12 protein-coding genes are annotated in these 11,664 nt (G+C 62.3%); 7 read left to right on the top strand and 5 right to left on the bottom strand.

Translation table 11 applies throughout. From position 1 onward, the window contains the following. Window positions 1-33: 33 nt before the first annotated feature. Window positions 34-528 carry a chemotaxis protein CheW gene (locus SR858_RS09465; RefSeq protein WP_019922516.1) on the bottom strand — a complete coding sequence of 165 codons (495 nt, stop codon included), beginning with the start codon at window positions 526-528 and terminating at the stop codon, window positions 34-36. 141 nt (window positions 529-669) lie between these two features. Between SR858_RS09465 and SR858_RS09460 the strand changes: the two genes are divergently transcribed. The 5 genes from SR858_RS09460 (at window position 670) to SR858_RS09440 (ending at window position 5,099) form a co-directional block, all read left to right on the top strand. Continuing rightward, complete coding sequence (locus SR858_RS09460) at window positions 670-1,311, top strand: HD domain-containing protein (protein ID WP_019922515.1); 642 nt, start codon at window positions 670-672, stop codon at window positions 1,309-1,311. Further along, the gene (locus SR858_RS09455; RefSeq protein WP_019922514.1) at window positions 1,302-2,549 is read left to right on the top strand and encodes a tetracycline resistance MFS efflux pump; all 1,248 of its coding nucleotides are present in this window, start codon (window positions 1,302-1,304) and stop codon (window positions 2,547-2,549) included. The genes SR858_RS09460 and SR858_RS09455 overlap by 10 nt, the downstream gene beginning before the upstream one ends. 198 nt (window positions 2,550-2,747) lie before the next feature. Then, window positions 2,748-3,815, top strand: coding sequence for a tryptophan--tRNA ligase (gene trpS / locus SR858_RS09450; RefSeq protein WP_019922513.1), 1,068 nt, complete (start codon window positions 2,748-2,750; stop codon window positions 3,813-3,815). 26 nt (window positions 3,816-3,841) lie between these two features. Then, entirely contained in the window at window positions 3,842-4,123 is a 282-nt protein-coding gene (locus SR858_RS09445) for a DUF1294 domain-containing protein (protein ID WP_019922512.1), read from the top strand. A 1-nt stretch (window position 4,124) separates the two neighbouring features. After that, a complete protein-coding gene (locus tag SR858_RS09440; RefSeq protein WP_019922511.1) occupies window positions 4,125-5,099 on the top strand; it encodes a DMT family transporter in 975 nt (324 codons plus the stop codon). A gap of 12 nt (window positions 5,100-5,111) precedes the next feature. Here SR858_RS09440 and SR858_RS09435 read toward each other — a convergent pair whose 3' ends face one another. From SR858_RS09435 to SR858_RS09425, 3 genes are all read right to left on the bottom strand, one after another. Then, window positions 5,112-5,729, bottom strand: coding sequence for an LON peptidase substrate-binding domain-containing protein (locus SR858_RS09435; protein ID WP_026637407.1), 618 nt, complete (start codon window positions 5,727-5,729; stop codon window positions 5,112-5,114). Between the two features lie 308 nt (window positions 5,730-6,037). Beyond that, entirely contained in the window at window positions 6,038-6,328 is a 291-nt protein-coding gene (locus SR858_RS09430) for an H-NS histone family protein (RefSeq protein ID WP_019922509.1), read from the bottom strand. 308 nt (window positions 6,329-6,636) lie between these two features. Then, window positions 6,637-8,892: a TonB-dependent receptor plug domain-containing protein gene (locus tag SR858_RS09425; RefSeq protein ID WP_026637406.1), complete on the bottom strand. Its 2,256-nt coding sequence runs from the start codon at window positions 8,890-8,892 to the stop codon at window positions 6,637-6,639. Window positions 8,893-9,103: 211 nt separating this feature from the next. On the opposite strand from SR858_RS09425, the gene asd reads away from it, so the two are divergent. Continuing rightward, window positions 9,104-9,949, top strand: coding sequence for an archaetidylserine decarboxylase (gene asd / locus SR858_RS09420; RefSeq protein WP_019922507.1), 846 nt, complete (start codon window positions 9,104-9,106; stop codon window positions 9,947-9,949). A gap of 92 nt (window positions 9,950-10,041) precedes the next feature. On the opposite strand, the gene SR858_RS09415 is transcribed toward asd, so the two are convergent. Then, complete coding sequence (locus tag SR858_RS09415; RefSeq protein WP_019922506.1) at window positions 10,042-11,124, bottom strand: flavodoxin family protein; 1,083 nt, start codon at window positions 11,122-11,124, stop codon at window positions 10,042-10,044. A gap of 226 nt (window positions 11,125-11,350) precedes the next feature. Here SR858_RS09415 and SR858_RS09410 point away from each other — a divergent pair, with 226 nt between their 5' ends. After that, the gene (locus SR858_RS09410; protein WP_019922505.1) at window positions 11,351-11,656 is read left to right on the top strand and encodes a hypothetical protein; all 306 of its coding nucleotides are present in this window, start codon (window positions 11,351-11,353) and stop codon (window positions 11,654-11,656) included. The last annotated feature ends 8 nt before the right edge of the window (window positions 11,657-11,664 follow it).

The raw sequence follows: 11,664 nt of genomic DNA, 5'->3' as shown, positions 1-11,664 counted from the left end.
TCTGCAACGGATGCCAGCATCGGCATTCAATAATTAGGCAGCCATCGCTGTTTTCTCAATCAAGCCCATGTCTTCGCTGGACATCAGCTTGTCGATATCGACCAGGATCAGCATGCGGTCTTCGATGGTGCCCAGGCCCACGATGTGGTCGGTGTTGATGGCCGAGCCGATTTCCGGGGCCGGCTTGATCTGCTCGTGGGTCAGGGTGGTCACGTCCGACACGCGGTCAACGACCATGCCCACCACGCGGTGGCCGATATTGAGGATGATGACAACCGTGAACTGGTCGTAGCTCGGCGTGCCCAGGTTGAACTTGATGCGCATGTCGACGATCGGCACGATGATGCCGCGCAGGTTGACCACGCCCTTGACGAACTCCGGCGCATTGGCGATGCGGGTCGGGGTTTCGTAGCTGCGGATCTCGCTGACTTTCTGGATATCGATGCCGTATTCTTCCTGGCCCAGGGTAAATGCAAGAAACTCGCCGGCTGGGGAATTGGCGTGCATTTCGGTGACGTTGCTGTTCATTGCGGTAATCCTTCACTAAAAATATGCCCTAATGTTACCTCAAGTCAAGTTTCCAAGCATCAACTATTCACTCATAAACCTCCCCACCGCACGAAAATAGTGCTTGGGCAAGGTATGATGGCGGTTTGATTGTGGAGTCTCATGGACAGCTTGCTCGACTACTGGCAGCCACGCCTGATCGCCCTGGCCACCGCCGGGCAGGACGACGACGGCGCGCACGATATCAACCACCTGCACCGGGTGTGGCGCAACGCCACCCTGCTGCTGGCCCGGCATGAAGAAGCGGATGCACTGGTGGTGCTGGCCGCCTGCTACCTGCACGACCTGGTCAACCTGCCCAAGAACCATCCCGAGCGCCACCTGGCCTCGCGCCAGGCCGCCGCACTGGCCACGCGCGAACTGGCTGCGCGCGATTTTCCGGCCGAGCGGCTGGCCGCCGTAGCGCACGCCATCGAGTGCCACAGCTTTTCCGCCGCCCTGCCCGCCGGCACCATCGAGGCGAAGATCGTGCAGGACGCCGACCGCCTCGACGCGCTGGGCGCCGTCGGCCTGGCGCGGCTGTTCTACATCGCCGGGCGCATGGGATCGCACCTGGCGCACAGCCATGATCCGCTGGCACGCCACCGCGAACGCGACGACCGCACCTATGCACTCGACCATATCGAGACCAAGCTGGCCACCCTGCCCGGCAAGATGCAGACCGCCACCGGCCGCCAGCTGGGCGAAGAACGGCTGGCGGAGCTGCTGGCGTTTCGCGACCGTTTTGCCGAAGAGTGGGCGTAGTGTCTGCGCCGGTAGCCACGCCACGGGCGGCCAATCTCAATTTCATCCTGATCTGCGTGTTCATCGACATGCTGGGCGTGGGCCTGATCGTGCCGGTGCTGCCGGTGCTGGTTGGCCAGTTCACGTCCTCGCGCGACGAGCAGTCGCTGTGGTACGGCGTGATGAGCGCCACCTTCGGCCTGATGCAGTTCCTGTTCATGCCCATGCTGGGCGCCTTGAGCGACCGCGTGGGACGGCGCCCGGTGATGCTGTATTCGATGGGCGGCATGTGCGCCAATTTTCTCGCCACCGCCTGGGCGCCCAACCTGGCCTGCCTGTTCATCGGCCGCGTGATCGGCGGCATGTCGTCGGCCAGCATGTCGGTGGCGGCGGCCTATGCGTCCGACATCTCCACGCCTGACAACCGTGCCAAGAGCTTCGGCAAGGTGGGCGCGGCGTTCGGCCTCGGTTTCATCTGCGGCCCGATGCTGGGCGGACTGCTGGGCGGCGTCGATATCCACCTGCCCTTCTACGTGGCCGCCGCGCTGTCGGCCGCCAATTTCATCTACGGCTACCTGGTGGTGCCCGAATCGCTGGCGCCGGGCGTGCGTCCGCCGTTCGACAAGGCCCGCCTCAACCCGTTCACCTCCCTGATCAAGCTGGGACGGCGCACCGACATCCGTGGCCTGGTGATCACCTTCACGCTGGTCACCTGCGCCCAGATGATGCTCAATACCACCTGGGTGCTGTACACCACGTTCCGCTTCGACTGGACGCCGGGCCAGAACGGCTTTGCGCTGTTTTGCGTGGGGTTGACGGCCGCCGTGGTGCAGGCCGGCCTGCTCGGGGTGCTGATCCGCCGCTGGGGCGAGGTCAAGTTGTCGCGGCTGGGGATCATCTCCGGCGCGGTGGCCTACCTGGCCTATGGCCTGGCCACCGAGGGCTGGATGATGTACGCCATCATCGTGTGCAATGTGCTGGCCTTTGCCGCCGGCCCGGCGCTGCAAAGCCTGGTCTCGCGCGCCACCCCCTCGGACGAACAGGGCGAGTTGATGGGCTCTCTGCAGTCGATCAGCAGCGCGGGCGTGATCGTGATGCCGCTGCTCGGTTCCGCCATCCTGGCCCAGGTCAGCCGCCTGCCGGCCGGCGACTGGCGCATCGGCGCCACCTTCTTCCTGTGTGCGGCCATGCAGGTGGCGGCCATCGTGGTGGCGCGGCGCTACTTTACAACCCACCCGCATGCGACGGACCGGCCTTGACAGACCGGCGCCGAACTGCAACCATACGGCCATGAATTTTTTCACCACATTGCTGCTGAATTGGCGCCGCTCCTAGCGAGCGCGGCCACTATTTCACTGTTTCCCGATAGTGATGTGATATTTTTATCAACGCCGCCCGAGTCTGGTGGCGTTTTTATTCGTCGAGCCAAACTTGGGCAACCCAAGGAATACTGCCCGATGAACCAGCCCGACCAGTCCCAAGTTATCTCTTCCGCGCCTGCTGCCAACGCTGCCACCGCAGCCAAGGGTCCGACCGTGATCCTGACCGGCGACCGTCCGACCGGCCCGCTGCACCTGGGCCACTACGTGGGCAGCCTGCGCAACCGCGTCACGTACCAGGACGATTACAAGCAATTCATCATGCTGGCCGACTCGCAAGCGTTGACCGACAATATGGAAGACGTCAACAAGGTCCACCGCAACGTCGTGGAAGTGGCGCTCGACTACCTGGCAGTGGGCATCGACCCGGCCAAATCGACGATCCTGATCCAGTCGCAAATTCCGGAACTGGCTGAGCTGACCTTCTATTACCTGAACCTGGTGACTGTAGCGCGCCTCGAGCGCAACCCGACCGTCAAGGCCGAGATCGTGCTGCGCGGCTTCGAACGCGATATCCCGGCTGGCTTCCTTACTTACCCTGCTTCGCAGGCGGCCGACATTTCGGCCTTCAAGGCGTCGATCGTACCGGTGGGCGAAGACCAGATCCCGATGATCGAGCAGACCAATGAAATCGTGCGCCGCTTCAACCGCCTCGCCAACCGCGACGTGCTGGTCGAATGCAAGGCGCTGGTGCCGGAAATCGGCCGCCTGCCGGGCACCGACGGCAAGGCCAAGATGAGCAAGTCGCTCGGCAACACCATCAACCTGGGCGCCACCGCCGCCGAGATCACCGCCGCCGTCAAAAAGGTCTATACCGACCCGCTGCACCTGCGCGTGGAAGACCCCGGCCACCTGGAAGGCAACGTCGCCTTCATCTACCTCGACGCTTTCGATCCTGAAAAGGACAAGCTGGCGGAAATGAAAGCGCATTACGTGCGTGGCGGCCTGGGCGACTCGATCGTCAAGAAGCGCCTGGAAGTGGTGTTGCAGGAAATGCTGGCGCCGATCCGCGCCCGCCGCGAGGAACTGGCCCAGGACAAGGGCTACATCATGCAAATGCTCAAGGAAGGCACGTTCCGCGCGCGCGAAGTGGCGGCCAAAACCGCCGATGAAGTGAAGGCCGCGCTCGGCCTGTCGTACTTCTGAGCGTGCCCACGCCCGGTGTGTTGACCATGTGGCCGTTGCTGGCCATGTGGCTGGCCTCGGTGTATGCGGTGGCCAGCACGGTCTGCTACATCGTGTATGCCATCGACAAGGCTGCCGCCCGGCGCGGCGAGCGCCGTATTCCCGAACGCGTTCTGCTGCTGCTCGGGTTCCTGTGCGGCTGGCCCGGTGGCTGGCTGGCCCAGCGCCGGCTGCGCCATAAAACCGCCAAGACTTCGTTCCAGGTCCGGTTCTGGATCTCGGTAGCCTGCAACCTCGCCGCGCTTGGCTGGCTGTGCTGGGGCTACTGACATGTGGCATGGCGTTTTCTGCGGCCTGCTGGCCGGCGCGATGTGGGGCATGGTGTTCATCGTGCCCGCCTACCTGACTGCGTTCACGCCGCTGGAGATGGCCTGCGGCCGCTATATCGCCTACGGCCTGATCGCTGCCGGCCTGCTGCACCGGCGCCTGCCGCCGCTGCTGCGCCGGCTCGACCGCACCGATGTGTCCGCCATGGTCAAGCATGCGCTGGCCGGCAACATCGTTTATTACATGCTGCTGGCGCTCGCTGTGCAGATGGCGGGCGTGTCGGCCACGTCGCTGATCATCGGCGTGCTGCCGATTACCGTCACCCTGATGGGCCGCAAGGACCACGGCGCCGTGCCGCTGCGCCAGCTGGCGTGGCCGCTGCTGCTGGTCGCGGCCGGGATTGCCTGCATCAACATCGATGTTTTCTCGCACGATGCGGTCACCAGTGCCGGCGCCGGCGCCACGCTGGCAGTCAAGCTGGCGGGCGTGGCGTGCGCCGTCGGCGCCCTGCTGTGCTGGACCTGGTATTCGGTGGACAATGCCCGCTACCTCAAGCGCAATCCCCATTTCAGCAGCGGTGAATGGTCGGCGCTGTACGGCGTCTCGAGCGGGCTGATCGCGCTGGTGATCGCTGCCGCGGCGCTGGCCGCGTTCCATGGCGACGTGACCGGCGCCGGCGCCGTGGCGAGCGGGCGCGACTGGACCGTATTCTGGATCGTCAATGCATCGCTGGCGCTGGGCGCCTCCGTGATCGGCAACCATTTATGGAATATCGCCAGCCGCACCGTGCCGCTGACGCTGTCGGGCCAGCTGATATTGTTTGAAACGCTGTTCGCGCTTGGCTATGGTTTTATCTATCACCAGCAGTGGCCGCGCGTGCTGGAAGTGGCGGCCATGCTGTTATTGGTGACGGGCGTGATGTGGTCGGTGCGGTTGCATGCGCTGGACAGCGCCGGCACCGTGCATCCCGGCGATTAAATGTTTCTCGACTTACTGGTCCAATAAACCGTTTTCGCTGAGTACGTCCTGGATTAACTCCAGGCGCAATACTGGATTTTCCTGCAACAGCAATCGCTGTTTTTCTTCCTGCGGCAGACGCAGTAATTCGCACCAGCGATTCGCCACCCAACCGGCCTCATCTAATCGATAAGGCGGCGACAGCGGCATTTTGGAAATCGAAATCTGTTTTTTTTGCAACGAGCGTATCAGCGAGCCAAGTGCATTTGCCACGTCCTGCTGTTCGGCGGGAACCGGCACCACCATATCTTCGGCTACGTTATCAACGTCGGCCATCCATAAACCGTGTTTCAACTGGTGCGCGGAACGCACCTGGAAACGCGTGGTACCGATGCACGATATCTGCAACAGCCCAGGCATCGGAGAAACCCATTCGGTAATCCTGGCCATGGTGCCGCCGCTCGATAAAGTATCTTGCTGATCTGGCACGCGCGTTTCGCTGCCTTCAAGCAGGGAAACCACGCCGAATTGTTCGTCTTGTTCGATACAGCGCTTGACCATGTCCAGATAACGAACTTCAAACACTTGCAGCGGCAAATGCCCGTCGGGGAACAGAGTGGTGTTGAGGGGGAAAAGAGGAATCGAAGCCATGCCGCCATCATCGCACGAAACAGCCGCGACCGGTTTCAGCGCATTCGCCTTTCATCAGAAAAGCAACGGCTGTAAATGCCGGGAGGGAATACAAGGCACGCGTCAATTACCATGCGTGGCAAGAGCGCGTGCCTGTTATTGCAACCGGAGGTTGCAAACAAACTTGCAAAAACTAATATCTAATAATGAATCTCCAAAAAACCGTAGCGAGCGGCTTGCTATCGTCTCGAGTAGCGGAGGCGTACGGATGTAAGCTGAGCAACGGAGAGGCGATAGCGAGACGCGCAGTAGGTTCTTGGAGATTCAGATTATTTAATGAGGAATTGGTTCTTGTCTTTACCTTCGAGCCATTTAGGCGCGCGGCCACGGCCGGTCCAGGTTTGGCCGGTGGCTTCGTCGCGGTATTTGGTTGGCACCGGTGCGCGGGTTTTGACCGGTTTAACTTTGGCAACAGTGCCCAGGTCGGCAATGGTCAGGCCGTAATCGCGCATGATGGTGGCGATTTGCTCTTTGGCCTTGGTGACTTCGTTTTTACGGGCATTTTCAGCCAGGTTTTCCAGCTCGGCGATTTTTGCTTTGTACTCTTGGTAGGTCGTCATCTTAAATCCTTCTTATCGGCGGGTTGTTCACTAAAAAACCACAAGTGAGAATGTGTGAGAATTTTATAGGCGCAATTTACCATAACTTTGGCGCTTTTCTCCAGAGGCGCACGTTACAAATACCAATATAGCTATAAAACCGGAGTTTTTCCACAAATCTCGTTGCCTATCGAACGCGGGTTCGACCAGTATCATGGCAACGGCGAATCGATAAAGGAATTTGAATCGGCAGGCAGGGACCAAAGGGCCGGATCGATTATCCGACGCCCGGATATACCGGGCAGCATTGCACTGCCCGGTCCAAGACGTTAAAACCGGCGCTCGACCGTCAGGCGGAACTGGGTTTCTCCGGCATTGGTGGTGGAACGGGTCGAGGTTCCCTGGGCATCGGCATACAGGGATTCGGTGGAGTAATCCTGTGCCAGTAAATTCGAGACCGCTACCCGCACATTATTGCGGGTATCGATTTTCCACAATGCATAAACATCGAGATCGCGGCGCACCGAGTTGTATCCGCTCTGGATATCGGTCAGGCGCGCCGTTCCGCCGTTACGGAAACTGAAACTGGTGCCGGTACTGAGATCGCCACCAGCGCTTTTATAGTCGAGGCCCACGGTGGCGCTCAGCGGCACTTGCTGGTCGAGCCGGTTGTCCGGTCCCGGCACGCTGTCCACGCGCGACCAGTTGCGGCTGACGCTGGCACGCACGTCGATCGCTGGCACGTCGTTGAACACGGCGCGCAGCGGGAACTTGGCCTCCAGTTCGATGCCCCGGGTTTCCGCGCGGCCGTCGTTGACCTGCATCGCCAGCCAGCGTTCGCCATCCTGCATCAGCACATTGTGCGTGTAATCGTCGATCTGGCGCAGCGAGGCGCTGGCGCTGAGCATGGCGCCGTCGCCCCAGTAATGTTCGAACGACGCATCGAGGCCCAGCGCCACCTCGGGTTTCAGGCGCGGGTTGCCGCGGCGGTCGGGGTCGAGCCGGCTATTGTTGGCAGAAATGAAATTACGCGGCACCATGTTGGAGGTGGCCGGCGCCTTGTAGGTGCGGGTCAGCGCCAGGCGCAGTTGATCTTTCTTGTTGGGCAACTTGTACAGGGTCTGGAACAGCGGGCTGAGCACGCTGGAGCGCTCGTTGACGGATGCAAAGCCGGCGCCGTCGATCTCGGTCTGGTAGCCTTCCCAGCGCACGCCTGCGTACATCGACCAGCTTGGGCTGACGTTCCACTCGTCCTGGCCATACACTGCCACGCGGGTGATGCGGGCGGAGAAATCCTCGTCGAAATTGGCGGGATGGCTGCCGGGCAGTGGCGCTTCGCGCTGGCGGCGCGTGTCGTCGCGGTCGGTCACGCCCACGTCCCAGCCGAGCGAGAGCGCGTGCTCGGGGGCTTCCACGCCGTCCTGGGTGGCCCCCAGCACCAGCGGGCGCGAATACTTGCCCTGGCTGCTGAAACCCTGCTCGGTAGTTTTTGACACCACCTTGCGGTCCAGCGTGGGCGCTGCACCGCCCTTGCTGCCCAGGTTGTAACCGTCGGACGCATTGCGGTTGCCACTGATGCCGAACTTGGCATCGAGCTTGGCGCCATCGCCCAACTGTTTAACCCAGTTGAGGTCGGTACGGGCAAAGCCGTTGTGGCTGCCAAAGCTGCCGTCGATGCGGTCGTAGTCGGGGCCGGGGTCGGCGGCCAGCTCCACGCTGGTCAAACTCTGGCTGTTGCTGGTGAAGGTGTTGTAGTTGATAAAAGTTTGCCAGGTCAGCGTATCGCCGTCACCGAGCGCCCAGTTCAGGCGCGGCGACAGGTTAAAGCCGTCGGACCGGCCACGGTCGGACCAGGTGGATGCGCGCGCGACATCGGGCACGCCAGCCGCGTCGGTGCCGGTCTCGTAGCTGGGCGTGGTGCGGTCGTACTGGTAGCGCCAGGCGTTGGCGCCCATCGAGTACGACAGCGGGCCGTCGCGGTCCGACCACTGGATGCTGGCGCTGGGCGAGCTGAACGTGTTGCCCTTGGCGCCGCTGATTTTCACCACATGCTGGTCGAGCTTGACGGTCTTTTTCAGCACGATATTGATGGTGCCGGCAATCGACTGGGTGGAAAACTCGGCGCTGGCCGCGCGCAGCACTTCGATGCGTTCGATAACGTCCGGCGCCAGGTTGTCGGTGGAAAAGCCGGCCGGCGCTTTTTCGCCATTGATCAGGATTTGCGTGTAGCCGGAACCGAGGCCGCGCATGCGGATCTCGCCGCCGCCCCGCCCGGCCGCGCCGCCGACGGTAATCCCGGGCAGGCGCTTGAGCACGTCGTTGACCGAGGTGTCGCCGTATTTCTGAATTTCCTCGCTGTTCACTATCACCTTGCTGGCGGTATCGTCGCGCCGCGCATCGTAGGTGGCGGCGCTGCCCTTGACCATCACGGTCTGCATGACCGGTGCTTGCGCGCTGGTGGAGTTGGCCTTGCCCAACGCCGGCGCAGGCGCTGGCGCGTCCTCGGCGCAGGCGGCATGGTTGACAAGGAAAATGGCGCAAACGGCAGCAGCGATCCGGGTAGGACGCAGGACGGACTTGGACATGGGATGACCAGGAGATAGACGATGGGATGCGTCATTATGCATTGCCCATGTTAAACATTGATGAATTAGGGCACTACTGTTGCGTCCACGCGCCGGTTTGGCGAAATTTCATAACGGAGTTTGGTAAAAATCTCACCTGCGCGTGACTTCGCTACAACAGAGGCGATCCGTTTATAATGCGCGATCGTCTCTTCGTTATTGGAATGCCATCGTGTCCGACCGCCTTGCCGTTTTGCCCCAATACCTGCTTCCCAAGGGAGCGCTGACCAACTTCGCCGGCCGTGTTGCCGGCGCCAAGGGCGGCGCCATGACCACGCGCCTGATCCGCTGGTTCGTGGGCCGTTACGACGTCAACATGGGCGAGGCACTCAATCCGGACATCGCCAGCTACCCGAGCTTCAACGAATTCTTTACGCGCGCCTTGCGCCCGGACGCCCGGCCGCTGGCCGATGCCGCGTTCATCTGCCCGGTCGATGGCCGCATCAGCCAGTTCGGCGCCATCGAGGACGACCAGATTTTCCAGGCCAAGGGCCACAAGTTTTCGACCACCGCGCTGGTCGGCGGCGACGCTGCGCTGGCGGCCAAGTTTCAACATGGCAGCTTCGCCAACCTGTACCTGAGCCCGCGCGACTACCACCGCATCCACATGCCGGTGGACGGCAAGCTTACGCGCATGATCTATGTGCCAGGCGAGCTGTTCTCGGTCAATCCCACTACCGCGCGCGGCATCCCCGGCCTGTTCGCCCGCAACGAGCGCGTGGTGTGCGTGTTCGATACGGCCCACGGCCCGTTCGTGATGACGCTGGTGGGCGCCACCATTGTCGGCAGCATGGCCACCGTGTGGCACGGCCTGGTCAACCCGCCGCGCCTGCCCAAGGTCACCGAATGGACCTACGACGACCAGGACATCGTGCTCAAAAAGGGCGCTGAGCTGGGCCGCTTCCTGCTCGGCTCCACCGTGGTGATGCTGTTCCCGAAAGACACGCTGTGCTTCAACCCCGCCTGGCAACCGGCCGGCCCGGTGCGCCTGGGCGAGGCGATGGCCGCGCTGGCCTGACGTACTTGCCTGAAGCGGCGGCTTGACGCGGCGGCCTGACGCGGTGGCCTGATGCTGAGGCTTGACGCGGTGGCCTGAAGCAGTATCCGGAGCTACTTGGGCCGCGCCGGCGGCACTTCGGCGTCCGGCTGCTGCAACTGCCCGGCACGCAACAATTTGACCGCCTGCGCCACCGAGGCCGCCACGTTGCGCACCTCCTGTTGGAACGCCTGGTCGCGGTCCAGCACCTCGTGGCTCTCGGCATACGATTCGTAGTAGCCGATGTAGCGGTCCAGCGTGGACTGCTTGCCCGCATCGATCAGCCCCATCCAGGTCAGCCAGTCCGACAGGTTGCGGCGCAGGGTTTCGATGCCGGCCACGTCGCCATGGACCACCAGCCCGAACGCCCGGCCCGCCAGGTGCTTGGGATAATCCCACCCCGCCAGTTCGATCGCCTTCGCCTCCGCCGCTTTCTTGCCATGCGTGGTGGTGGGATCGGGGTTGCCGCCATCGGCGCAGACCAGCCGGTCGATCATCGACTTGAGCACGGCCGGCGCCTGGTACCAGTAGGTGGGCGTGAGAATGATCACGCCGTGCGCGGCCACCCATTTTTCGTAGATTTCCGCCATCCAGTCGCTGGTCTGGCGCTCGGCGTGGTTCGGGTAGCACGTGCACGGCCAGTGGCACAGCGGCATCGCGGTCGAAACGCAGCCCTTGCACGGATGGATGTGCAAGTCGTAGCTGGAGGTGAGCAGGCTCAGGTCGAGCACATCGCTGTCGATATCGGACTGGGCCAGCGTCTGCTGCGCCCATTCCACCATGCGGTGGGTCTTGGAGATTTCGCCGGGACAGGTACCGTCGTTGCGGGCCGAGGCATTGATCAGCAATACGCGTGACCGCGTGGCGCCATCCTTTTGCACGCGCTCCGCCTCGATCAGGCGGTCGCGCGTTGCCTTCCACTCCACCGACATATCGTAGTCAGGATCTGCGAAGCCGGGGCCGGCCTTTTGCGTGACCGGCGCCTTGCGGCTGTCGTCATAGTTGCGCCAGGCGACTTCCTCGACCTGGGCCAGCGCGTCATGGACATCGTCAAAGCGCGGATCTGCGTAGGAACGCATGAATTGCAGGTGAAACTCGTTGCGGCCCAGCTTGGCGGGCGCCTGGCCGGTGCGGACGTCGGGAATGGGTTTGGTCATGATAGTCTCCTTGATACGCCAGCGTGGCACGTGGCGCTCTCTGTCTCTGTACGCTTGCGTACCCAGATTTCGAGCCAGCTCATCAAGACGCTTCCTACATTTGGACGGCATGTGCGCCTACGCGCGAGGCAAGGGGGAAGGCATAGAATGTGAGTTCGGGCAATAACAATGTTAAATTTACGTTGCCAGTTCAGCACTCATTGAGCACCTTTCCAGGAGAATCATCATGAACCAAGCGAACAAACGCGGTTTCAAACCCGGCGCCAACATGCCGCACGACGATTACGATCCGATGGAACAGGGCATGTCCGACAGCGGTAATCACGCCGTGGGCCATCCCGGCAACGACAACCCCACCACCAACGCACAACACGGCCGCCAGCCCGCCCGTTCCGAGCAGAGCGTGCGCCAGGGTAACCTGGGCCGCAGCTACTACGACAGCAAGCAAGCCGCTTCCGCAGCTGCCCAAACCACCCACCGCTACAACGCCGCCGGCGCGAGGGGCGACAGCAATACCGGCAAGAGCCGCTAAGCACACCA

This window comes from Duganella zoogloeoides (assembly GCF_034479515.1).
Taxonomy (GTDB): domain Bacteria; phylum Pseudomonadota; class Gammaproteobacteria; order Burkholderiales; family Burkholderiaceae_D; genus Rugamonas; species Rugamonas zoogloeoides.
The sequence above is the reverse complement of the archived record's forward strand: the minus strand, read 5'-3'. Positions and strand labels throughout refer to the sequence as shown.

What these genes read in the sequence shown, in the direction of transcription:
- SR858_RS09430 (WP_019922509.1), bottom strand. Translation starts at nt 6,328, where the DNA reads ATGACGACCTACCAAGAGTACAAAGCAAAAATCGCCGAGCTGGAAAAC.
- SR858_RS09445 (WP_019922512.1), top strand. Translation starts at nt 3,842, where the DNA reads ATGTGGCCGTTGCTGGCCATGTGGCTGGCCTCGGTGTATGCGGTGGCC.
- trpS (WP_019922513.1), top strand. Translation starts at nt 2,748, where the DNA reads ATGAACCAGCCCGACCAGTCCCAAGTTATCTCTTCCGCGCCTGCTGCC.
- SR858_RS09410 (WP_019922505.1), top strand. Translation starts at nt 11,351, where the DNA reads ATGAACCAAGCGAACAAACGCGGTTTCAAACCCGGCGCCAACATGCCG.
- SR858_RS09425 (WP_026637406.1), bottom strand. Translation starts at nt 8,892, where the DNA reads ATGTCCAAGTCCGTCCTGCGTCCTACCCGGATCGCTGCTGCCGTTTGC.
- SR858_RS09460 (WP_019922515.1), top strand. Translation starts at nt 670, where the DNA reads ATGGACAGCTTGCTCGACTACTGGCAGCCACGCCTGATCGCCCTGGCC.
- SR858_RS09435 (WP_026637407.1), bottom strand. Translation starts at nt 5,729, where the DNA reads ATGGCTTCGATTCCTCTTTTCCCCCTCAACACCACTCTGTTCCCCGAC.
- SR858_RS09415 (WP_019922506.1), bottom strand. Translation starts at nt 11,124, where the DNA reads ATGACCAAACCCATTCCCGACGTCCGCACCGGCCAGGCGCCCGCCAAG.
- SR858_RS09465 (WP_019922516.1), bottom strand. Translation starts at nt 528, where the DNA reads ATGAACAGCAACGTCACCGAAATGCACGCCAATTCCCCAGCCGGCGAG.
- SR858_RS09440 (WP_019922511.1), top strand. Translation starts at nt 4,125, where the DNA reads ATGTGGCATGGCGTTTTCTGCGGCCTGCTGGCCGGCGCGATGTGGGGC.